The organism is Legionella birminghamensis (assembly GCF_900452515.1).
In the GTDB taxonomy this organism is placed as follows: Bacteria; Pseudomonadota; Gammaproteobacteria; order Legionellales; family Legionellaceae; genus Legionella_C; species Legionella_C birminghamensis.
In genome coordinates, this window is record NZ_UGNW01000002.1 from 130,303 (window position 1) to 154,070 (window position 23,768).

The following is a 23,768-nucleotide window of genomic DNA, read 5'->3' on the forward strand; positions in this document are numbered from 1 at the left end:
TAGAATTTCTGGCATTCCGCTTCAAATGGATAATACAAAGCCCCTTGCGCAGATGTGTATGTATAAACACAGGCACCATACAACCAATCAGTTATTTTTGCTATATCCACCGCTGCTGTTCGATTTTAAGAAGCGGATTATTATTTTAACCATAACTACTAAGCAACAAACGTAAGATAATATAAATTAATACCGAATCATAAACTTTCAAACAAAGTAGTCGTCAAAAGTGATCAACAATCTATTGATCTTACCCGTCAAAATCGGACACATTACTAAGCCACTTTTTGGCTTTCAAATGCTGCGGGCGATTTATATCCAAGCATCGAATGAAGCCGTTTCCGATTGTAATAAATTTCAATATATTCGAACACCTGTTTCTTAACACATTCACGTGTTACAAATCGCTCTCCATGAATTGCTTCCACCTTGAAACTATGATTCCAGCTTTCCATTGCGGCATTATCATAACAATCTCCTCGCTTACTCATGCAGCCATGGCCATCGCCGAGCAACAGCATTGCTCGACTTCCGATTACTTCAAGAAAACAAATCATAAACGTGCAAAAAAAACACGCCTTATTGCTTACCTCTTATGGCAAAAAAACAACTCGATTGCATGATGGATAATTAATAAACTCCGCAGCTGCATGGAAAGCCACAAGTAGTCGATCTAGGATCAGCAACTTGTATTAAAGAGTACCTTCTTTTTCCAGATCGTTACTTAGTTCCTTCAAACCTTCTCTTAAAGAATATAAAACAAAGGCTCCCTGCTCAACCTCTCCTGTGCTATAAAGGGTTTCGATCTGATATGTCTTGTCAAGCCAAGTAATACACACTTTTTTACTAAAAACTGTCTGTCTGGTTTTGTCATTTAAGACCCCTTACATTTTCCAATCTCTACATACTCAGGTATCGATACAAGCTAGGCCTAGATTTCTTTAAAGCATTACAAATTTCTTTGATGGAAATATGTTTGTCCAGTTGCATCCTTTTTGCCGCAATAACGGGGTTTGAAGTCCAATGGTGTCGAGTAACCACTCCTCATTGCTGAGGAGCAGTCCTCTAAGAACCGTGCATGCGAGTTTCCCCGCACACGGCTCAAGCCTTTTTAAGGCCACATTAAGTGACCCAGCTTTTTGCGTTTAGCAAAATATTCAATGTACTCTGAATGGAATGGAGTAGCCTCTGCTTTGATCTTTAGATGTCGTCGAATTGGAATAGTGGCTGCTGTTACCAAGTCATAATTGATCAATTGCCCTGTGGAGTTAACCTCCCTAGAGCTAAATATCCACTTTCTGGCACCTTGGCTACGAAAGTATTTCTTCGTTTGCCATTCCGCGCTTTTGTTTGGATGTCTACGTTTGATCCAACGTATTAAAGCCTCATTCAGTTTTGTGTCGATATAGCTGAATGTTGCTTTGGATACTACGTGTCTTTGGTAATAGCACCATCCCAATATTTTGGGGTTTAGCTTATACAATAGATCGCTAGTTTTTGACGATTGATTGCATTTAATGATTTCTCTTAACTCTTGAAGCAAGTTCTTCAACGATTTACGACTGGGTTTAATCAGTAGCTTGCCGTTGTACTTTCGAACATTGAACCCAAGAAAATCAAAGCCATCATCAATATGAGTGATTTTGGTTTTCTCCTCAGAAAGTTGGAGACCTCTCTCACTCAAAAACTGCTCAATCGCTGGTTTAACGCTCTGTTCCAACATTTCCTTTGAATGAGCAGTAACAATGAAATCATCCGCATAACGCACCACACAGAGTTTGTCTTTTGAAGAGACAGCCTTTTTCACAGCTTTCTCAAGACCGTCTAGTGTCATATTGGCCAACACCGGGGAGATGATGCCCCCTTGTGGTGTGCCTGCTTCTGTATCGTAAAGCATACCCTGATCGAGGACGCCAGATCGTAGCCATTTGCCAAGGACAATTTTGTCTGTTGGAATATGGTCGAGTAACCATATATGGCTGATATTATCAAAGCATCCTTTTATATCCGCATCTAATATCCATTGGGCCGATGTTTTCCTTGCTAGTGCAAGAAAGCATTGACTAATGGCATCATGGCACGATCTTTTAGGTCTGAATCCGTAAGAATTTATATCTGCTGTAATCTCCGATATAGGTTCCAACGCAAGCAAGTGTAGTGCCTGCATAGCTCTATCTCTCATTACAGGAATTCCTAGCGGACGTTTCTTACCATTACTTTTAGGGATATAAATGCGGCGCAGTGGCTGCGCAGTATATCCCTGTCGAGTTAACTGATTAACAGCATTTAGCCTCTGCTGCGCGCTAGTCCATCTCACTTTATCCACACCGGAAGTCCTGCTGCCAGCATTAGAAGTTACCTTCTTGATAGCCAGTAGCTTTGCTGAATGTGAGTGAGTTAGTAACCATTGCAGCGCTTTAGCTTTGCCGTATCGCTTATCGCGAAATGCTTTTGCAATACGCATTTGGAGTCGACATACTTGTGATTCAATTGCTTTCCAATCTATGGATGACCATTGATCATTAGCTGAGGATGCACCAGTCAAACAAGTCGCTGTCATTTGCTTTTCCTCATATTGTTGATTCTCTAAACTCTCTTGCAATAAAAGACCAACTGGACGTGGGCTCACTTTCGTGTCAGGTAACGTTTAAACCTATATCTTGATCATTACAACCAAGCCTTTGCTTTTTCCAGCATCCTACACCAGCATAATATTCATTCACTTCACAGTGAATTTACCCAGAGGGAACTATACTGGGTTGCCACGTTCCGCTCAATGAGTGACGTTGGGTTAGGTGCCTGCTTTTGACCGGACGGCAATAGTGGCTACGAAGGTGCATTTCGTCATCACCTTCCTGCTGTCGGCTCCGTTTGGATAATGCGTGTCAATCACTTACGCACCTCAGTACTGACGGTCTGTTTACAGATTCACATATGTTCACCATACCAACTACCTAGCACTTACCCGATTTGTGATTATCAGGAAGGCATGCTTCTTACGATTAGTGCCCCGCCGGTAGGCTTTGTTACATTGTCAGGCCAGCTCTTTATTCATGGCCTTAGGTTTACCCGGTAGCACGGGCAGTTCCATCCTTGGGAACAACTCAAATGAACGACATCGTGTCGCACACGAAAACGTACGCTAAGGAACCTCAATATTTTCTGGCAGCTGATTAAATGGTCTGAGCTGACCTTTCATGACCATATCACTTAGGGCAAATGAGTAATGACCAAGAACATTAATATGCCCGTGTTGGAGAGGTGAAAGTCTGGCCTCATCCTCTTCTTTTATTAAAATAGTCTGTTGCTCCAAATAATCCCGGGCTGCATTCATGTAAATTGTATTCCAGAGAACAACTGCGTTAGTCACCAAACCAAGAGCACCAAGCTGATCTTCTTGCCCTTCACGATATCGTTTACGAATTTCTCCACGTTGGCCATGACAAATAATTCTGGCAACATTATGTCTTCCTTCGCCACGGTTTAATTGTGTCAGTATTCGACGACGATAATCTTCATCATCAATATAGTTGAGAAGGTACAATGTCTTGTTAATCCGACCAGCTTCAATAATTGCCTTTGCCAGACTGGATGGTTTATCGCTTTTCAATAATGAACGAATGAGTTCAGATGCTTGCACAGTACCCAGTTTTAGTGAACCGGCGATTCTCATCATATCATCCCACTGTTGTTCGATACGTTGAGGATTTGCGCAACTACGAGCAAGCTCATTTAATACGCCATAATCTGCATCTTTATCAATACGCCAGAAAACAGATTCTCCAGCATCTGCTAATCGTGGAGAGAATTGATATCCAAGGAGCCAGAACAAACCAAATACAATATCACTTGCGCCTGCGGTATCCGTCATGATTTCAGTTGGGTTCAATCCTGTTTGTTGTTCCAGCAATCCTTCCAAAATAAAGATAGAATCTCTGAGTGTTCCCGGTATAACAATACCGTGGAAACCTGAAAATTGATCAGAAACAAAGTTGTACCATGTAATGCCCTTGCTGGTACCAAAGTACTTTCTGTTTGGACCCGCATTAACAGTGCGGACTGGGGTAACAAAACGCATACCGTCAGCAGAGGCTACATCACCACCACCCCACTTTTTTGCCAGTGGGATGGTGGCCTGGTGATCAACTAATCTTGCATTGGCGCGAACCAATGTTTCAGCACGGATATAATTTTGCTTGACCCAAGTCAGGCGATGTCGACACCAAAAGAGGGAATGACATAGGGAGCCTCCTGCCGGACACAGCCATTTAAATAAGTTACTTTATTCCAATGAAATGCCTCAGAGCGGGAATAAGCGACTGCGCGAGGAAAGATAAACAGATTTTGAAAAGGGGACAGCTCAAGAAACTGTCCATTAGGATACGGTTTCTCATGATGATCCGCCAAAAACTGATTGAACTGTTCATGGATTGGCTGAATGGATGCTAGAAATTGATACCTAAAACGCGCATACGAAGTAGAGTCGGAAGTACTGTAACCTGATAATGCGGGCGGCAACTTCGGATCAGGCACCTCCAATTCATTGCAGGAAATAATACGCACCCATGGGCAGCCCTGCTGTTTAAATGCCGGATAAAGGACTACATCATCAAAGCAGATAGGATCAGGCTTAATTTCGGCGAGCGCTTTTTTAAGCAAGGGGTTCGCTTTAATTGCCCCCTCCACAATGGCTTTATAATAAGCAGTGATATAAGTATCAATTTGTTCAATAGTGGGCAGACGATGCGCCGCATTATTTTCATGTACTACATTGGACCAGGACTGAGCGACTTGGCTTTCCTCATCGTTTCCATGAATATCCAGCAAATGCTCGGTAAAACCATATTTAGAAAACATACCGGCAAAGGAGTTGTCCGCCACAAAAATGATTTTGAAATTATCTTTGGGAATGTTTTGGGCAATGGCAATACAGTTATACGCCTGCCCGATCGCATCGGCAAAAAAAACAATCGTCTTCATAGTATTTAATCCATAAACTGGTGTGCTTCCAAACTGCGGGCTTAAGCCTTAACCAAGACAAGCTTTAAGAGGAGCAATGAAATATTGGGTTCGGTGCCGAGTTTAAGACATTAATTACAATTAGCAATACTGTTGAGAGTGAGGCGTTTCATGCCTGTTCAAACGAAGCAGGCATCGTTCAGAAAAAAAACGCTAACATTCAAACTTTTTGTTACCCTTTTAAAAAATAGATCAATTAAAAGCTTTTGGTACTTAGGTTTAGCGCCAATTGTTTGCCCCCCATTTATAAAACTCTTTTTTGCTCTCAAGGAGACTTCTAAGCCCTACCCTTCCTGGAAAATTTATGGAGTTGACCACTTCATTCTATAAATAGCTCAAAATGACTAATCCTTATTTTTAATTCTGCGAGCTGGTTTGTAAAATTCCCTACATTTCTGTTCGCATTTGCCCCGTTTCTGTAATTTAAACCAACACACTGCGAAGGTCATGTTCGCTCAATCGATGACTGAAAACTACTTGACATATCGATAAGCATGGATGGATTTCAAAAACACATCATCTTCCATGCATTTATCACGGCGTGCATTGCGCGCCCGGCTCTCACTGTATTTTACTTGAGGGAAAGGATATCGAGTATCATGAGGGTAAATTATCGGCAATGAAGTTAATATCTTATGAGTTGTTACTCGGTTTGATATTTCCTTAAAGGTACTGATATTGGCGGCCCATATGGAGGCCGTTTCTCGATGAATGACAAGGTTATCTTGCTGACGTAGCTTATTTAGTTGTACGTCAATATGAAGCCCCTTCCCAGCTTTAGCTAAACGCTCCTGAGCCTCGAGCTGGGAAATCTTAATCTTAGAATTATGCCGTAGCATACAGAAACTTATGAGCCTCGGATGAAAATTAACAATAGGAACATGTCGATAGACTTGGCGTAATTTTATGGGTGGAAAACCGGCATTTCTCAATAGGTCATGGATAATGACTGTTTCTCGTTGTTTCTGTTCTTTCATATAAGCCCTGGCGGCTAAACAAAACAAATCTTTTGCCGAATTAAACGTTTCGGCTAATCGCAAAGTGGCTTGGGTGCCGCCAATGGCCCCTTGATAAGCGCTAGTAGACTGCGGATTGTTATCAATGAGCGGATAAAAATCCAGAATAGCCGCTGCAAGATGAGAGGAGTCATTTATAAAATCGCGGGTTAGTGGCGTGTTAATCCATACCGCGTTCGTATCCAGGGAAATCAGATGATGCCTTAAGTCCTCTCCTGCCGTTAGCACCTTTTTAAAACAAGAAATGACTTGTGATGCACTACTCATACCCTATCCTTTTTATAAAAAGTTTAGCACATTACCCTAATTAGTTAATAGAAAATCCCTCCGCCCCAACCACTCCACCAGAAGAAGAGTTCGGAGTGAGAGGCTGCTCTATGGTGGACGACGTCTTATGGGTAATGTGCTAAACTCTTCGGAGTAAGGAGCGTCGCGCTCTTCAATTTACAAGCAAACAATGAATGAGATTCCTGAAGAACGACCCCTGCCGCTAAGCCAACAGTGGAGAGAATTGATTGAGTCTCTTTATTTAGTTAGAATCCCCCGTCATAACGTGTTATAGGGATAAAGAGATGGGAGCCTTCGAAATTGTTGCTGTCATTTACCTCTTGGGGATCTTAATCAATCTACGCATAACACGGATTGTCCTGAAAGGTTTTCGACAATGGAAAGAAGAAACCCAATTTGCTCTCTTTGCTAAAAGGCCAGGATTTAAAAGCTATCTGATTCGAAAAATTATTCTCTGGCCTTTGTACTTTATAACCGAAAAAAGTCCTCTTAGGCCTAGCGCTCCGGAACTTGCGCCCTGACGCAAAAATTTAAAAATACCGTTTCATAGAAAGATTCGGTAATCTACTTCAAAAAGATCAGCGATTCGCTTCGCAAGTTCTTTACCGATAGCACGTCTTCCATTTTCCATGGCAGAAAGATTGGTTTGACTGACGTTTAATTTTTTAGCAAAATCAATCTGGCTCAATCCCTCCCGATATCTTAAGCCTTTTAATAACATACCTGGTTCACCAGATTCTTGAGTCAAATCACTAAATAGATCATCAATCGAAATGTACTTATCATCAGATGTAACTTTATAACGTTCCATCACTTCAATTGGAACCGCATAAAGTCCCCCATGCCAAGATATTTTGGCAACATCATCAGTATGGTGCTTTTTCGTGAGTGCCGACATAATATATTTCCGTAATTTTCAATTTTTTATCGATAACTTCCCAACAGCATACATAAGTTGGTTTCCCTTTACTCAGATGGCAGTGGCGTTTATCTCCAGGCATACCTTGTAACTTGCTATAATTTTTCCAACCCCCACCAGTCGCTGGGCCATGATGTTCAAGATGGCGAACCAACAATAACACGGCAGCCTGAACCGATTTTGGTAGCTTTAATATTTTTTTCCAACTTTGGTTGGTATTATTATTTTCCAGACCATAACAGTATTGTATATCCTTTTTTGATATATATCAAATATTGACAACTTAATTACCTAAGCAGTTGTTTTGTTTGAGGGAATATAAGGAATAATGCCGGCTCTATATGCTTGCTCTTGGATTTCATAGGTGGCTCTTCTGGCATCGATAATAAAACCATTCACCATAATCATCCATACCATAGGGTTATTATCCAAATTACTGCGTAAAGTCCATGCTGGATGGGGTCGCCTCAGAAAACGGAAAATAAAGCACGCTAAGCGAAAGCTCGATCATGCAGTTGGCAGGTCACGCCACAGGCGCATTTGAGGCGGAAACGGCCTGGCTACAACAATCTGCCAGCCCTTGTAAGATGCCGCATGCTTCTACCTGTCGAGCGCCTGAGCACCTCTCGCGCAAAACGGCCAAGTGTTTCTTCAACTGTAACAACGCTTCCACGCGGGCCTCTACTTGTTGGATATGGCCATCCAGTAGCGCATTGACCTCGCCGCAATCCTGATTCGGGTTATCTCGCAGGTCCAGCAATGCCTGGATTGCTCCCAGCGTCATGTCGAGCGAACGGCAATGGCGGATGAACTGCAAGCGCTCGACGTGAGCGTCACCGTATAGCCGGAAGTTGCCGCCGCTGCGCGCTGGCTTTGGCAATAGCCCCTCCTTCTCGTAATAGCGGATGGTGACGATCTCGCACCTTGTCCGCTTGGCAAGTTCACCAATCCTGATTTCCATATTTCATCCTCATTTAAAACTTGACTCTATAGTAGCTATAGGGTCTTTAATGAGCAATACAGAAATCTGCGTAAAGGAATTGTCATGAGCGAATGCGGTTCAAAGGGGTGCGGCTGCTCGACCGTGCCGATCAGCCAGCCCCCTGCGCAAGCCCAGCTAACGGCTGAATCGGCCCAAGCGGTCTACCGCATCGAGAACATGGATTGCCCCACGGAAGAGGCGCTGATCCGAAGCAAGCTAGCCGCGCTGCCGGGCGTGGTCGGGCTTGACTTCAACCTGATGCAGCGCACCTTGGCCGTGCGGCATGAACTGCCATCGTTGACTCCGGTTGAGCAAGCCTTGAAGGCCATCGGCATGCAGGCCGTGCGCATGGATAAAGCTTCTGACGAGCAGACGACCAAGCTGGTCATCGCCAAGATGGATTGTCCAACCGAAGAAGCGCTGATCCGCAACAAGCTTGCCACGGTAGCCGGGGTGACCAATCTCGATTTCAACCTGATGCAGCGCACCCTGTCCGTGCGCCATGCTGCCCACACCCTGCCGGAAGTATTGGCCGCGCTGAAATCTCTGAACTTCGAGGCGCAAGTGCTCAATGCGGAGGAAGCCAACGCCTCGCCGGCGATATCGACAGTCGCATCTACCAACTGGGGGCCGCTTGGCATCTCCTTGGCGGCTGCATTGGCTGCGGAAGCCGTCTACTGGTTCCACAACGGCAACCATTGGTCAGTCGTTGTTCTGGCGCTCGTCGCGATCTTCGCGGGCGGCCTTTCCACCTACAAGAAGGGCTGGATTGCGCTCAAGAACCGCAACCTCAACATGAACGCCCTGATGTCAATAGCCGTCACGGGCGCCATGTTGATCGGTCACTGGCCGGAAGCAGCGATGGTGATGGTGCTGTTTGCACTCGCTGAAGTGATCGAGGCAAAGTCGCTGGACCGTGCTCGCAACGCCATTCGTGGCCTGCTCGACCTTGCCCCGGAACAAGCCACGGTGCAGCAGCCGGATGGTTCGTGGCGCGAAGAGGATGCCAAGCAGGTCGCCATCGGCAGCCGGGTTCGGGTCAAGCCGGGTGAGCGTATCGCCCTCGATGGCGAAGTGCTGGAAGGACGCTCTACGGTCAACCAAGCGCCGATCACTGGTGAAAGCCTGCCAGTTGAAAAAGCGCCTGGTGATCTGGTGTTCGCCGCCACCATCAACGAATCCGGCTCGTTTGAGTATCGCGTTACGGCCACGGCCAGCAACTCCACATTGGCCCGCATTATCCACGCGGTGGAAGCTGCCCAAGGTAGCCGCGCACCTACTCAACGCTTTGTCGATCAGTTTGCACGCTGGTACACGCCAACCGTATTCGGTGTGGCGGTTGCGGTCGCACTGATTCCCCCGCTATTCATGGGCGCAGCGTGGCTGGACTGGATTTACCGCTCGCTGGTTTTGCTGGTCGTCGCCTGCCCGTGCGCGCTGGTAATCTCCACACCGGTCAGCATCGTTAGCGGCTTGGCGGCGGCGGCGCGGCACGGCATTCTTATCAAGGGTGGCGTCTATCTGGAAGAAGGCCGCAAGCTGCGCTGGCTGGCACTGGACAAGACCGGCACGATCACGCACGGCAAACCTGCGCAAACCGATTTCGTCGCGTGGGGCGATGCGCTACCAGCCAGCAGCCGAAGCATTGCCGCCAGTCTCGCGGCTCGCTCTGACCATCCCGTGTCCAAAGCCATAGCGCAGGCAGCGCATGCCGAAGGGGTTGCGCTACACGATGTTGCCGAGTTCGTTGCACTGCCCGGTCGTGGCGTGCGAGGCAGCATTGACGGTGTGACCTATCACCTTGGCAACCATCGGATGCTCGAAGAGCTGGGGCATTGTCCACCTGAATTGGAGCAGCGCATCGCTGCGATGGAGCGCGAAGGCAAAACTGTAGTGATCCTGGTGAGCACAAAGCGTGCGCAAGCCCTGATCGCGGTGGCAGACACCATCAAGGACAGCAGCAGGAGCGCTATCGGCGAGCTGCATGCGCTCGGCATCAACACCATGATGCTGACTGGCGACAACCCGCACACCGCGCAGGCAATTGCCACACAAGCCGGGATTGATCGGGCGCAGGGCAATTTGCTGCCAGAGGACAAACTGCGCGAGGTCGAACAACTGGCGCAGACTGGCAAGGTCGGGATGGTCGGCGACGGTATCAACGATGCCCCGGCGTTGGCACGTGCTGACATCGGATTTGCAATGGGGGCCGCTGGCACCGACACGGCCATTGAGACGGCGGACGTCGCCCTGATGGACGATGACTTGCGCAAGATTCCGACTTTTGTGCGCCTGTCACGTGCGACGGCTCAGGTACTGATGCAAAACATCGTGCTGGCACTGGGCATTAAAGCGGTGTTTCTGGTACTCACCTTCACTGGTCACGCGACCATGTGGATGGCCGTGTTTGCCGACATGGGAGCCAGCTTGCTTGTCGTGGGCAATGGCTTGAGGCTGTTGCGCCGATGAACTGGAAATTCATTCTCTATGACTGGTATGGTCTGAACGTCGCGTTGTTCCAGGTCATCAATGCGGGAACGCCTGCCGCGCTGGGACCGCTGGTGTGGTTCTTCAGCCTCGTAGGCAATTACTGGACAGCGCCCTTGACGCTGCTGGGTCTGTGGTGGTGGTCGAAGTCAGCAACCAATTTAGCCCGCGCTGATGCAGTTTGGCATCGGCTCATTGTTTTTGGCACCGCCTTCCTGCTGGCCTTGCTGGCCGCCACTGTCTTGAAGCTGTGGCTCGACTTCCCGCGTCCGCCCGCCGTCTTCGGCGAGTTAGTGCGCATCATCAGTGAGCATGAGCGGCACTACAGCCTGCCCAGTGGGCATGCTACCTATTCGGCGTTAGTTATCGGCGCGCTTTGGCCTTTGATGGGTCGCCGTGGCCGCGTCGGTTTGGTGCTTTATGCCGTCTTGGTCGGATGGTCGCGCATTGCTGCTGGAATGCACTTCCCGGCTGATGTGCTGGCGGGCTGGTGTCTAGGATTGGGCAGCACCGTTCTTGCCGGACGGCTGATACCGCTTGTCGCTCCCACGTGGCAGACGGCTCGCCACACGTCGGCCTCGGTCTGGTATGTGGTGGCCGTGTGCGCCTTCATGGCCGACCAGTTCGCCAAGCTCGCCGTCGTCCGCACGTATGCCTATGGCGAACAGGTCGAAGTCACGCCATTCTTCAATTTCGTTCATGTACTGAATCCGGGGGCCGCATTCAGCTTTCTGGCAGGCGCGGGCGGTTGGCAACGCTACTTCTTCATCGTCCTTGGCTTGGCAGTCTCGGCTTGGCTGGTACGCATGCTGAAACAGCGGTTGCCAAGCCTTGTACTATTATTACATTGGGAGTTGCAAATAGTTCCAAAAAGACAATCGCACAGAACCATCGCGTGGTGGTTCTGTTTATCATTTTAATGATTACTTCGGAAGTGTCACAGGATTTGGATAATGAGATGAAAAAACATAAGGGATTTACACTGATTGAGTTAATGATTGTTGTGGCTATCGTAGGAATTTTAGCAGCTATTGCAATCCCTGCTTATCAAGATTATACGATTCGCGCTCGAGTGACAGAGGGCTTAAGTTTAGCCTCCTCTGCTAAAGCGGCAGTCGCCGAAACCACAATAGCTAGAAATGCACTTCCCACCTCTCAAGCCGCTACTGGGTATGTCTCGCCGGCCGCTACGGCAAACGTTTCCTCCATCACCATTGCAGCAAATACTGGAGTGATAACAATTACTTATACAGCAGCTGCCGGAGGCGGTACCATCCTATTAACGCCTACTCTAAATGCAAATGGTGATTTGACTTGGACTTGCACCGGGGGAACTTTAGCAAATAAATACAGACCAGCTTCTTGTAGGCCGTAAATTCAAACCAGTACAAGACCCATACTATCATTCAATTGAGTGTATCTAGTATAACATTCGTTTTATTAGTACTATTTATTCTTTAGTCTCTTACTCCAGAGCAACTATGAGCTTGCACTTCATTGAAGAATACCCATATCCTGCCTTTCTCTGTGATACAGAAGGGACTATGATTTTAAATAATCAAGCGTATAGAGATTTTTTCCATGTTGAGGAGTGTTTATTTAGTGTTTCCCTCAGTCACTACACTGAGCTTCATGCACTTTTTGAAATTTTAAAAAATTCTGCCCCCGGTTTAATAAAGACCTATCACAACACTATAGTTTTGCAATGGGTAGCAACGACTTGTTTATTTTTATTACAACATCCTGTGATAGCTTGTTTGAGTCAACCTTTGGAACAAGAACAATGATATGAATAGCTCGGTTCGTCCATGCTTTACCCAGAACACCGCCGAAGAAACGAGGTGGTATACAGGCTATAATTGATAATAGGAGTTAACTCTAATAGAAAATAATCCATCGGTAACATTAATTAAAAAAATAAAAAGGTTAATGCAGAGAACATGAAACCAAATCGCTCTCCACTACAAGACGAGTGCTTTTTGTTATTACTGGAAAGCTCTCTTAGGTCAATCCCTTTCAATGGCTTATTATCGGTATTGATATCCTTCTATCTACTCTACCGACAAGCACCACTTCATTGGGTGATGACCTGGTTACTTGCTGTCATCTTTTTAAGCATAGTACGCTTGCTGTATAGTAAGTATTGTATTAAATCAAAGCGTTATCTTCCTCAGCAAAAGCGAGCCCTACACATCTTTATGGCCTTGACATTCCTAATGGGTGCCTTGTGGGGGAGCTCTTATCTAGTATTTTATCCTTACTTTTTAAAAATGAACCAAAATATCATAACCTTGGTTCTCGGGGGAATGGCATCAGGAGCTCTCGCATCATTATCCGTTTATCTTCCTGCCTACTGTGCGTATTTATTACCGATGTTTTTACCTCTAATCGTTTACAACTATTGGTTGGGTGGATTTAATCACAGTATTTTAGCGACGATGTTCTCTTTATTTGTTCTCATGTTACTCATTACAGCAAAATCCCAATCTAAAATTTTACAAAACACTATTCGATTAACCAAAGAAAAAGAGGAAGCACTTATTGAAATCAAGCGTTTATCTATCACCGATTCACTGACGGGCCTTTATAATCGGCGATATTTTGACCAAAGACTAAGTGAAGAGTTTGCTAGAGCCAAACGCAATCATCATCCAATTAACTTGGTGTTAATCGACGTTGATGACTTTAAACGACTTAATGACAACTATGGCCACCCCTCAGGTGATTTGTTTTTAAAGAATTTAGCTGCAGCCATAAAAAATTCTGCCCAGAGAGCAAATGATACTTCTTTTCGGATTGGGGGAGATGAATTTGCTACTATTCTGTCGAACACCTCACTGGAGGACGCTATTCTAGTATGCCAGAAATTACAAAATAAAGTTCAATCTGAAGTGTCGAATGCAACTACACTGAGTATTGGTATCGTGAGTGTGTCCCCAAGCTGCCCAGAGGAAGACGTAGAGCAAATCATTTCAGTAGCCGATAAAACATTGTATGAAGCAAAGAAAAGCGGAAAAAATCAAGTTCGCTCTCAACAGCTTCATTGCCTATAATCCAGAGCAATATTGACATAAGCAGCATTTAAAATAGTTCCAAGAAATAAGGATTCTAGATGAACATACTAATCACTGGTGGCTGCGGTTTTATTGGCTCTCATCTTGCCCAATACTATCTTGGAAAAGGGCATAAGGTTGTATGCGTTGACAATTTAGACACTGGAAAAATTGAAAATATCAATGAATTCAAACAGCATCATTCATTTACATTTGAGAAAACCGATTTATTGACTTGGCCAAACTTGCAAGATACAGTGAGTTGGGCAGATGTGATTTTCCATCTAGCCGCATCGGTTGGAATGTTTAAAGTCTTACATGATCCAATCGCTGTAATAAATAATAATATTATTGCCTGCAACCATTTGCTACAGGCAATCGATAAGGCTCAAAAAAAACCTATTACGGTCATTGTTTCCTCATCTGCTGTTTATGGTGATTCAAAAGGGCTGTGCGAAAGTAGTTCCCTAAATTTGAAACCTCTTACAAACTCCCATATGACTTATTCCATAAGTAAACTAACTGAGGAAATAATCGGGTACGCCTATTTTTATCAAAAAAATATACCTGTCATACTACCCCGAATATTTAATACAATTGGCCCCAGGCAGACAGGGCAATACGGGATGGTTGTTCCACGTTTTATAAAACAAGCTTGTGAGAATGAGCCAATTACTGTTTTTGGTGATGGCCATCAGACCCGCTCTTTTTGTGACGTAAGGGATGTGGTAGCGGCTCTTGATTTACTTATCAATACTCCTGCGAGTATTGGTAAGAGTATCAATATTGGAAATAATAGAGAAATCTCTATCAATAATCTGGCGGAATTAACAAAAAGTTACTCAAATAGTAACTCTACAATTGTTCACATCCCTTATGAAGAGGCTTATGGGGTCGATTATGTGGATATTGAACAACGTTGCCCTAACCTTAACACCTTACTCACGCTAACGTCTTTTCAGCACAAATGGACTTTAGAAGAGACTTTGAAGGATTTAATTACTAAGTACAAACAATCCCCAAATAATGGATGAACTATAGGGCATCCTAATTGATCAAAGATTAGCCTCTGGTATTTGTGGAACTGGCCATCAGTGGACAAGGAAAACACCGTTGACTAGGATTAAAGAGTCTTTGGAGGAATTACCATGTGCGGCCGATTTTCTGTCGACACCGATATCGAGAAACTAAAACAGCAATTTGAAGTCACAACGGTTGAGCCTTTACCCCAAAGTCGCAATGTCGCGCCAACGGAGGCCGCCCTTTGCCTTATTCCCACTGAAGAAGGCTTAAAGGCCGTGCAAATGCGCTGGGGCATTGTGCCCTGGTATGCGAAAAGCAAAAAATCAATGCTGCTCATTAATGCACGCGCTGAACAAGCCGCCGAAAAGCCGGCCTTTAAACAAGCGATTAAATACCGGCGCTGCCTTTTAATTATGAATGGTTTTTTTGAATGGCAGCATCACCCTAAAGACAATAAAACCGTCAAACAACCCTATTACATTCATCAGAAAGACAATGCCCTTTTAGCGGTCGCTGCCATTTGGGAGCGCTTTGAGCCTGAGCCAGACCTGATTATTCCTTCCTGCTGCTTACTGACCACCTCCCCTAACGAACTGGTCAGTCAACTCCATGACCGAATGCCCTGGTTTTTAAACGAGACCCAGCAAGCAAAATGGCTCTCCCCTGCCCCGTTTTCCACTGAGGAAGTGAGTAACTTACTCCATCAACCACAGTCGGTTGAGCTCGTCTGCCATCCCGTGACGCCTAAAATGAATTCCGCACTGTATAAGGGGGACGATTGCATTGAAGTTCTGCCGACTGATGCCTCCATGACAGAATGATTTTTGAGGCCCTACAATTTCAAACATCCATGCACTGGATTTTCTTTCGCGTTTAAGCCACCATTATCTGTACCGCAAAATTCCTTTTAAAGACAAGGAGTGTCTATGGAATGGCAAATCGGCGAGACCGTGTACTGGCTAGGCCAGAAACAACACACCCCAGATTTTGGTTTATTCCCTTTATCGATTGCGATTGTAAAAGAGACTATCCAAGACATTCGCACGCATACCCCTCATCAAAATCCTATCGTGACTGCCCGTTTCGCTTTTGGCCTGGATGAGGTATTTAAATGTAAAGAAGACGCATTGAACGCTTTAAAGCAACAAGCGATGGCGCTTTTAAGCAATCCGACGCAACGACTTTCCAATTTTTATCGAATGCAGTAATTCAATCGAGGTCGGCACTATCAAGACAAGCGTTTAGGCAAAGAAACGCTTCCATAACAAGGAGAACAAGGATGTTAAGCATTGGTGATACAGTATACTGGCTTTCACAAGCACAGCACGATGCCGATGAGGGCACATTTCCACTGGATATTTCAATTCAAAAAGAACGCATCGAAGAGATTATAACCGGTGAATCAGGTCACGCGCTGTATAGAACTGACTACGACCGCCACTTAAAAGCAGAAGAAACATTTCCCTCCGCAGAAGAGGCCTTAAAGGCATTGATTGAACAATGCGAAACCCTTCTATTGTCACCGGACACCGAGGAAGCCTCCTTCTTTGCTCTAAGTGACTAAGCAAGCCAGTAGTGCAAAGACCGCAATCAGATACAAAGGGTACAATCCGCTTTTCAATCCAAATCCAGGGATTGATGAAGCGTAAAAAAAGACTGCCAGGGGTTTTCTCGCAAAGTGTGAAGCCGTTTCAGTAATGAGTGAAGGGTATAAAACGTATCCTCAAACTGGTCGGTTAATTCATCCCAATGAAGCGGCACTGCCACCGGCGCCTTTGGGCGGGCTCGGGTAGAATAAGGGGCGATGGCGGTGGTGTCCCATTGATTGCGCAGATAATCGATAAAGAGTTTCCCTTGGCGCTTTTTCTTGGCCATGTTACTGACATAACGATCAGGTGCGATGGTTTCCAGTGTTTCGACAAACGCCTTGGTAAAGCGTTTAATCGCCTCCCAATCGTGTTCGGGCAGAATAGGGACAACCACATGCAAGCCCTTGCCGCCGGTGGTTTTTACAAAGGAGGTCAATTGCATTGTGTTGAGGTAATGGCGCACGGTTTGAGCCGCAAGAACTACCTCTTTCCAGGCCACATCGGGGGCAGGATCTAAATCGAAGACGATAACATCCGCTTGTTCCAGGTGAGCAATGGTGCTGCCCCAGGGATGAATTTCCAATACCCCCATTTGCACTAAACTTAAAAGCCCTTTTTCATCCTCCACCGTAAGATAGTCCTCCCATTGCCGGTTTTTTTTGTCTTGAATTGGAATCGGTTTTAATGCAGGGCTTGAAGAAGCCGTTCGATGCTTTTGATAAAAACACTGCTGATAACCCCCAGGACAACGTAACAAGGTGAGCGGACGTTCCCGAATGAAGGGCAACATCCATTCAGCCACCGCTTCATAGTAATCATACAGCTGCTGTTTGCTAATCCCATCCTCTGGGTAAAGAAGTTTTTCCGGGTGACTCAGACGAACGCGGGATTTTTCAGATGGCTTCGCTGATTCAGGTACTACCTTTTCAAGCAACGAGACCGGAAGCGTTTCTTCCCGGTGAATCGTCTTTGCGGTCTTATCACGCCGAAGCCCCTTAAAACTCGGATGCCTTAAATTACTTTCTTTAGTCCATTCGCTAAATTCCACCTCAGCGACTAATTCCGGTTTAACCCAAGTGGCGGTGCGACAACCCGGTGGATTGGTGGTGAAGGGATTTTTTTCAATAACCAGCGGCAGTAATGCCTGATAAACTGTTTTTAACGAAGCTTCCGTAAACCCCGTACCCACATTGCCGCTGTACTCCAACTTCCCTTTCTCATTAAAAACCCCTAAATATAAAGAGCCAAAATAACGCCTGGCCCCCTGCGGCGGTGTAAATCCCGCGATAACATATTCTTGGCGTTTGACGCATTTGATTTTAAGCCAGCTTTTGCTGCGTTTGGTCTGATAAGGGCTATCCGCTAATTTAGACACAATGCCTTCAAGGCCCAAACGACAGGCATTGGCGAACACCTCACGGCCCTCGCCAATAATATGGTCGTTGTAGCGAATAGCACTTGGTGCCTGGCGAAGTACTGCTTTTAGTAGCGATTTACGCTCAATAAGCGGCAAAGATAGTAAGCTTTTACTGTGGTAATACGGCATGTCATAACAATAATAACGAAATGGTGAATGGGAACCGGCATCAATGGCATTTTGCATGCACTGAAAGCTCGCGCGATTGGATTCATCAAAAATGACCATTTCGCCATCGAGAATGAGGTTTTCAAACGGAAGCAGACGAATTTTATCGGCAATTACCTGGAAGGACACTGTCCAGTCGATGTGATTGCGAGATATAATACGTACCGCATCACCCTTTTTAAAGGCCAGCATCCGGTAACCATCCCATTTGATTTCATGAAGCCAGGCATCCCCTGTTGGCGGTGTATCTGCCAGTGTGGTGAGCTGAGGTGACATTTTCTCAGGCATTGCCTCATTGGGTACTCGAGCCAGGCGCTCATCGATTCGTTGTTTGGCGCTTCGATGAACTAATTGTGGCTTCGCTTGTGGGTTATCAGTGAACTGTTCAAGCGTTAAGCCGCTTAATACACTCGCCGGCATTCGCTCCACAATAGGGATGGGATTGAAGTCACTAAACTCATCGTTCATCTTCACTAGTCGCCAGGTGTTTTCCTTTGCACTACGAATGAGCTCCCAATCCCCCTGGAGTTTCTCACCGTGTAAGCTAAATCGTAAATGCCCTTTATAGAAACTGCCAATGGGATTGTCATCGAACGGCTCCCAAATGCCGTTATCCCATAGTATTACCGTGCCCGCACCATATTCCCCTTTAGGGATTTCCCCTTCAAATTCCGCGTAATCCAATGGATGGTCTTCTGTTTGAAAAGCGGTGCGTTTGATAGCGGGATTAGAACTCGGCCCCTTTGGCACCGCCCAGCTTTTTAAAACGCCTTGAAGCTCTAAGCGAAAGTCATAATGCAGATGGGAGGCTTGATGCTTTTGGATAACAAAGCGGAACTGATTAGTGAAAGAGTCACTGCCCTGAGGTTCACAGGTGCGGGAAAAATTGCGTTTGGCGCGATACTGCCCTAAGCCCATGGTTTCTCCGATGCTTGCGACAGAAAAACAAAAACCACCCTAAGGTGGTTTCTGATGCAAGCATCTGAGAACGCTTTCGCGTTTCAACTGCCTACACTTTAAGTATAGTAAAGCCATACTGGCTGTCAAATGACCGATAAAAGTCCGTTAGCCACTATAAACACATGAGGTCAGTGCTTTTTTTGCTTATGCTTTTTCTAAAGCTTCAATCCACTGCCAAATCCTACTAATCGTTATAATTACAAGCATAGTGACAAACAAAAATACAATGATGTATTAATTATCAATTAATTGAATTATAATTACTCATTTCAGAAAAGAGTTAACGGGCATGCAAAATCAAATTAAGTCCTCTGAGGTATTATTAAATTTAAAATTGCAAAAGGAAATAGCGAGGCATTGTTCAAGCGTTACACTATTAAATTTTGCATTAACATCTAAAAAGCAATTTAACTTCTTTAAAACCGAACTGGCTGTGCGCAAGCTCTTGCTTCATGTAGTGCATGGTGAGCATGAGCAAGTTAAAGCGGCCCTAGAAAACAATTTCAATTTAATTTATGAAAAATGGTCCGTCACCGACTGCTCTGGTCGTACATTTTTCAACATCAGTCCTTTTGAATATGCGCTCTGGGCGCTGGATAAACATATGTGGACACTAATGCTCGAGTGCATTCCGAAAAATGAAAAAGGCAATTCAGTACTTTGCCTGTTGAGTCATCAATACGAGAATCTACGCAAAAAGGGAGTTACTTACACGCTAGAAGGGAAAACAATTACTGAGAGCCATTTCGATCTCAAAAACACGCTCATTAAAGAACTGCAAACCCAAGTTGATTTGATCACTGCGACAGGAGAAAAGGATTGGGATAGTATCGATAGACAATGGATAGAAGGGGTAGGTAGAGCGCAAAAGCTGTTACCGATGCATATAGTGGATGAATACTGCTCCCATGGAAGGTTTTTCCCACTACCCCAGTTCGTCGCTCAGCCAAGCCCATCGAAACAGTTCCTTAATCTATACACGGACAAAATCCAAAGTTGGTTTAGCATCATTCCTCAACTGTCTGTTACATTTGCAGTCTATAAAGGCTCTAATATAGGTCTGTGGTTAAAAAAGGTATGCGTGGGGGACGAGCCCGCCAGCGATTTGAATGCTATGAACGCATTACTTACAATCAGGACTAACGATTTTATCGCGCTGAAATCTCAACTTAAAGACCGAGTGACCACGGAGCTCACCTCTGACTTAGATCATGAAAATCCCAACGTTTTATCATCCATTAGGATCTAAGGAACCGCATCAATCCAGGGATTGGAGTAGCCCTCAATGCCGGCCACTTGAACGGCCCACTCTTTTTCCCAGGCGCTTGGTGGAAACTGCCGATGCCAGGCAATAAATAATTGTTGTTGTGCGCTACTTAATGCAATGCCATACCGGTCAGCCATAAAAAGATTTGCGCGTGCAACAAGCCCTTTTACCGCATCGGCTGGCTCAATGCGACGTGTAGCGCTATCCACATAAAACTCACAGCCGTAGGTTTTTGGTTTACCAGGGAGCTCGGCATAGCGATAATTAGAACGGAGCTGATTTAACAGTCCCACCTCTGGCCATAAGTTATAAAGCTCAGCTTCCGCCAGGCGAAATCGTGGCTCTATTTTTTCACAACAAGCCCGCCCTTTATAAGGTGTGCCGTTGGCATGATGGCAAAGCGGTACCCGCCAACAGGCGAACTGCCGACCAAAATTTTCGGCAGGTCGGGTAACAGAGTCGCATTGCTGCGACTCCGTCCCCTAAGAACGGAGCGTGCGACTTTCACCGCACTCCGCTCAAGCCTTTATAAGGCCATATAAATGACCCAGCTTATACCATTTTATTTAAGGGTTCAGCAGCGATCCGTTTGTTTTTAAGTTGCTTCCTCTTTTCAAAATATTCTTTGAATTTTGGGTCAAATGGATATGCTTCAGCTCTGATTTTGATATGACGTCTGATAAGTATTCTCGTTGGCTCGACAATGTCGAGATAGGTCGTCTTTCCATCCTTGTCCTTGACGGTAGTAGAGAATATCCAATTTCGTTTGGAATCGGAACGGAAGTACTTCTTAAGTATCCACCCAGTTCCTTTATTTGGATGACGTCTTCTGGCCCATTTCCAGATTGCAAAAAAGATAAGATGGCTAACTTTAGAAAAAGTTTCTTTTGCGCATATTGTTCTGTGATAATTTGTCCACCCGCGAATTTTAGGATTTAACAAGTAGATAAGTTTTTCAGCAGATAAGGTTGGATTCGATTTTATCGTTGTCCTAATGTCTTTTAGGAAACTTTTAATGCTGTCCTTAGCGGGCACTATAATAAGTTTGTTATTGAATTTTCTTATGTTAGCGCCGAGAAAATCAAATCCGTTGTCTATATGCGTAATTTTAGTTTTCTCTGGAGATAATGTTAGGCCCCGCTCAACAAGGAATGCTTCAATCCTTGGCTTTATCTTTTCTTCCAATAGTTCTTTGCTTGCCCCAGATACAATGAAATCATCTGCATAGATGGCAGTATGAACTTTATTAAGCCTATCATCTTTACCATCAGTGATGGCTTTTTCTAGTCCACTCAATGTAATGTTCAATAATATTGGTGAAATGATGCCGCCTTGTGGAGTGCCTTCTAAGGTAGGAAATAAGGTTCCTTCCGCCATGTATCCTGCCGTTAGCCATTTCTTCAGTATGTCTTTATCCATGGGCACATTGTTAATAAGCCATTGGTGCGAAATACTGTCGAAGCATGATTTGATATCCCCCTCTAAGATAAATTTTGCAGAATGCCTATGAGAGAGAATTTTGAAGCATCTCTCGATAGCATCCGCTGTTGATCTTAAAGGCCTGAATCCAAAAGAACTTTTATCCGCTATTGCTTCGGAGATGGGAATAAGTGCTAAAACATATAAAGCCTGCTGGGCACGGCATTTCATCACCGGAATGCTAAGAGGACGAAATGTTCCTTTTTGTTTTTTGGGAATCATAATTCGCCGAAGAGGTAATGGTTTATACCCTCGCCGCTTTAGCGATTTTATGGCTCTCATCTTTTGCTTTGGTGTGCTCCATACTATTTTATCAATCCCGGCTGTTTTTCCTCCTTTATTTTGGGTAACTCGTTTTACAGCCAATGCTTTAGCGTAAAAGGAGTGAGTGAGCAGCCATTGCAAGGATTTAACTTTGCCGTGTTTACCCTCTTTATAAGCCTTCGCAATACGCACTTGTAGCCGATGTACAAACTTCTGAGCTTGATGCCAAGGGATGGCATTCCAATCGAGTTCGCTTGTTGAAGATGCACCAGTAGAGTGTTTAATTCTAGCCGTCATTTGCTTTTCCTCATACTATTGGTTCTGCAAGCTATCTTGCGATTAAGACCAGTTGGACGTGGGCTCACTTTCGTGCCGGATAATATTTAAATCCGTATCATTGCGATTACAACAATGCCTTCGCTTTTTCCAACCTCCTATTCCTGCAGCAGTATCAGCAATCTTTACAGAGTACCTTCCTATTCTCAGGACTACTGCAGGGTTTCCACGTTTCGCATAACAAACAAAATGGGTTAGGCTCTTCCACTTCACCGGCGGCACTACATTCGCGATGCGGCATGATGTAAACCTGCATCTTGACCACTTACCTTTTGGTTAAAGCCTATCAGCATCTTTGGCTTTCTGAACATGACGGTGTTTATAAGAAGTTTGCATAAGCTAGCCATACCATTTATCCCAAGCACCTCACCGCTTGATGCTAGCAGTTTCGGAGTCACCTTACGGCTTCTCTTACGGTTATCCGCGGTTACAATGTCTCTAGAGCTTCATACCCCTGCGTTGCCACAGATGCATGTCCAGATAGGGAACTGCTGGCGAAACAACAGGCTTTCTATATTCTTCCTGATTATGAAAGCAGTTTGTTATGCGACCTCGTGTCGCACGCATCATATGCTCCCATTCCAGGCGCAACGCTCGTTTTTTTATCGGCGGCGGCATCCATCTGACAGCTCGCCAAATCAATTTGCTTGTTTTGGTAATGGCACTGGCAATACAACGTGATAGGATGCGGCTTAAATACGACTGCTGCTATTTTTTTGGCTTGCGCGAAATTAGCAGGCGGTGTGGCATCGCACACCTGGCTCAAAGTTAAAAGAACAATGAAGGGCAATATTGTTTTTGTTTTCATGTACGAAGCTTAATGATAATGCGCCGGTTTTTCCAGTCTTGTCTTTTTTAAACACTGCCCTACCATGCCGTGTAATTTTAAGGAGTGAATAACATGTCCCAGCATCAAACCGACTGCCTTTTGTACGGAAACGAGTGACCGTCCACTTCCGTTATTACTGGCCGAATGCTTTCGTTCTTTGGCAGCACAAGCGATTTGGGAGTATCGATATCACTGAGGTGATGACCTCTGATGAGCGAATTGACTTTGAGTCCTTGCCGGTAGAATCCCAAATTGCCTGCCGCCATGCGGCCTGGGAGCATTTGCATGTCAATAAACTCCTTCAAGAAGCCAATATCGCCAATATCTGGCAAGCAGATGAGCAGCGTAGTGCTCTTCGCATCGGCGTAGATTGAAAAATGTCTGGGCAGTAGGGTTTTTCCTTTACTTATCAGCGCTCTAACATTCTATACACATCGTTATCCACAGATTTTGTGGATAAGTGACAAGGTGATTTCTCGCATTTGAAAGGTGATAAGCCTTTGTAATCATAGGGCTTGAAGAAGGAACGAAGGAAACAAGGCGCTAATAGAGAGATGTTTGAAAAAACTTATCCACAAAAGCAAGACTTGGGATAGAAATTTCAGAAATGCATTGTATCTTCTTTTTTTTAGAAGAACCAGTCTTGACTTTTTTCCGCTGTTCCCTTTAAAG

21 protein-coding genes and 2 pseudogenes are annotated in these 23,768 nt (G+C 45.2%); 11 read left to right on the plus strand and 12 right to left on the minus strand.

Annotation, left to right across the window (positions count from 1 at the left end; translation table 11 throughout):
- Positions 1-275: 275 nt before the first annotated feature.
- The 8 genes and pseudogenes from DYH42_RS16055 to cadR form a co-directional block, all read right to left on the minus strand.
- Positions 276-491 (minus strand): annotated as a pseudogene (locus DYH42_RS16055) (IS3 family transposase); the annotation flags it as partial.
- Positions 492-1,111: 620 nt separating this feature from the next.
- Entirely contained in the window at positions 1,112-2,629 is a 1,518-nt protein-coding gene (gene ltrA, locus DYH42_RS16060) for a group II intron reverse transcriptase/maturase (protein ID WP_237759020.1), read from the minus strand.
- Positions 2,630-3,142: 513 nt separating this feature from the next.
- Positions 3,143-4,219: pseudogene (locus tag DYH42_RS16065) on the minus strand (transposase); the annotation flags it as partial.
- The gene (locus DYH42_RS16070; protein WP_058523791.1) at positions 4,207-4,980 is read right to left on the minus strand and encodes a hypothetical protein; all 774 of its coding nucleotides are present in this window, start codon (positions 4,978-4,980) and stop codon (positions 4,207-4,209) included. The gene DYH42_RS16070 and the pseudogene DYH42_RS16065, both read right to left, overlap by 13 nt.
- Before the next feature lie 512 nt (positions 4,981-5,492).
- Positions 5,493-6,302, minus strand: coding sequence for a hypothetical protein (locus DYH42_RS16080; RefSeq protein WP_058523792.1), 810 nt, complete (start codon positions 6,300-6,302; stop codon positions 5,493-5,495).
- A 565-nt stretch (positions 6,303-6,867) separates the two neighbouring features.
- On the minus strand, positions 6,868-7,221 hold the full coding sequence (locus DYH42_RS16090; protein ID WP_058523794.1) for a helix-turn-helix transcriptional regulator: 354 nt from the start codon (positions 7,219-7,221) through the stop codon (positions 6,868-6,870).
- Between the two features lie 312 nt (positions 7,222-7,533).
- Positions 7,534-7,659, minus strand: a complete 126-nt coding sequence (locus tag DYH42_RS16880) for a hypothetical protein (RefSeq protein ID WP_256595726.1) — start codon at positions 7,657-7,659, stop codon at positions 7,534-7,536.
- A gap of 106 nt (positions 7,660-7,765) precedes the next feature.
- Positions 7,766-8,203: a Cd(II)/Pb(II)-responsive transcriptional regulator gene (cadR, locus tag DYH42_RS16100; RefSeq protein ID WP_003052301.1), complete on the minus strand. Its 438-nt coding sequence runs from the start codon at positions 8,201-8,203 to the stop codon at positions 7,766-7,768.
- An 84-nt stretch (positions 8,204-8,287) separates the two neighbouring features.
- Between cadR and DYH42_RS16105 the strand changes: the two genes are divergently transcribed.
- From DYH42_RS16105 to DYH42_RS16145, 9 genes are all read left to right on the plus strand, one after another.
- Positions 8,288-10,693 (plus strand): heavy metal translocating P-type ATPase, encoded by a 2,406-nt coding sequence (locus tag DYH42_RS16105; RefSeq protein ID WP_058523796.1) that lies wholly within the window; start codon positions 8,288-8,290, stop codon positions 10,691-10,693.
- Complete coding sequence (locus DYH42_RS16110; RefSeq protein ID WP_083503128.1) at positions 10,690-11,631, plus strand: phosphatase PAP2 family protein; 942 nt, start codon at positions 10,690-10,692, stop codon at positions 11,629-11,631. Before DYH42_RS16105 ends, DYH42_RS16110 begins: the two co-directional genes overlap by 4 nt.
- A gap of 38 nt (positions 11,632-11,669) precedes the next feature.
- The gene (locus DYH42_RS16115) at positions 11,670-12,086 is read left to right on the plus strand and encodes a pilin (RefSeq protein WP_058523800.1); all 417 of its coding nucleotides are present in this window, start codon (positions 11,670-11,672) and stop codon (positions 12,084-12,086) included.
- Between the two features lie 106 nt (positions 12,087-12,192).
- Positions 12,193-12,498 (plus strand): hypothetical protein, encoded by a 306-nt coding sequence (locus DYH42_RS16120; RefSeq protein ID WP_058523797.1) that lies wholly within the window; start codon positions 12,193-12,195, stop codon positions 12,496-12,498.
- A 153-nt stretch (positions 12,499-12,651) separates the two neighbouring features.
- On the plus strand, positions 12,652-13,764 hold the full coding sequence (locus DYH42_RS16125; RefSeq protein WP_065232819.1) for a GGDEF domain-containing protein: 1,113 nt from the start codon (positions 12,652-12,654) through the stop codon (positions 13,762-13,764).
- 59 nt (positions 13,765-13,823) lie between these two features.
- Positions 13,824-14,798, plus strand: coding sequence for an NAD-dependent epimerase/dehydratase family protein (locus DYH42_RS16130; protein ID WP_058508226.1), 975 nt, complete (start codon positions 13,824-13,826; stop codon positions 14,796-14,798).
- 114 nt (positions 14,799-14,912) lie between these two features.
- Entirely contained in the window at positions 14,913-15,608 is a 696-nt protein-coding gene (locus DYH42_RS16135) for an SOS response-associated peptidase (protein WP_058508227.1), read from the plus strand.
- A 105-nt stretch (positions 15,609-15,713) separates the two neighbouring features.
- Entirely contained in the window at positions 15,714-15,995 is a 282-nt protein-coding gene (locus DYH42_RS16140; protein ID WP_058508228.1) for a hypothetical protein, read from the plus strand.
- Between the two features lie 71 nt (positions 15,996-16,066).
- Positions 16,067-16,351 (plus strand): hypothetical protein, encoded by a 285-nt coding sequence (locus DYH42_RS16145; protein WP_058508229.1) that lies wholly within the window; start codon positions 16,067-16,069, stop codon positions 16,349-16,351.
- 53 nt (positions 16,352-16,404) lie between these two features.
- Here the strand turns inward: DYH42_RS16145 and ligD are convergent, their stop codons facing one another.
- Positions 16,405-18,879, minus strand: coding sequence for a DNA ligase D (gene ligD / locus DYH42_RS16150; RefSeq protein ID WP_115317200.1), 2,475 nt, complete (start codon positions 18,877-18,879; stop codon positions 16,405-16,407).
- Positions 18,880-19,210: 331 nt separating this feature from the next.
- Between ligD and DYH42_RS16155 the strand changes: the two genes are divergently transcribed.
- The gene (locus DYH42_RS16155; protein ID WP_058524223.1) at positions 19,211-20,170 is read left to right on the plus strand and encodes a hypothetical protein; all 960 of its coding nucleotides are present in this window, start codon (positions 19,211-19,213) and stop codon (positions 20,168-20,170) included.
- Here DYH42_RS16155 and DYH42_RS16160 read toward each other — a convergent pair.
- The 3 genes from DYH42_RS16160 to DYH42_RS16170 all read right to left on the minus strand — a co-directional run bounded on the left by DYH42_RS16160 (position 20,167) and on the right by DYH42_RS16170 (position 23,075).
- Positions 20,167-20,535 carry an endonuclease gene (locus DYH42_RS16160; RefSeq protein ID WP_337589143.1) on the minus strand — a complete coding sequence of 123 codons (369 nt, stop codon included), beginning with the start codon at positions 20,533-20,535 and terminating at the stop codon, positions 20,167-20,169. The genes DYH42_RS16155 and DYH42_RS16160 overlap by 4 nt on opposite strands.
- Positions 20,536-20,740: 205 nt before the next feature.
- Positions 20,741-22,228 (minus strand): group II intron reverse transcriptase/maturase, encoded by a 1,488-nt coding sequence (ltrA, locus tag DYH42_RS16165; protein WP_058524225.1) that lies wholly within the window; start codon positions 22,226-22,228, stop codon positions 20,741-20,743.
- A 565-nt stretch (positions 22,229-22,793) separates the two neighbouring features.
- Positions 22,794-23,075, minus strand: a complete 282-nt coding sequence (locus DYH42_RS16170; RefSeq protein WP_058524226.1) for an HNH endonuclease family protein — start codon at positions 23,073-23,075, stop codon at positions 22,794-22,796.
- Positions 23,076-23,209: 134 nt separating this feature from the next.
- Between DYH42_RS16170 and DYH42_RS16480 the strand changes: the two genes are divergently transcribed.
- Positions 23,210-23,470, plus strand: a complete 261-nt coding sequence (locus DYH42_RS16480) for a hypothetical protein (protein WP_058524227.1) — start codon at positions 23,210-23,212, stop codon at positions 23,468-23,470.
- Positions 23,471-23,768: the final 298 nt, after the last annotated feature.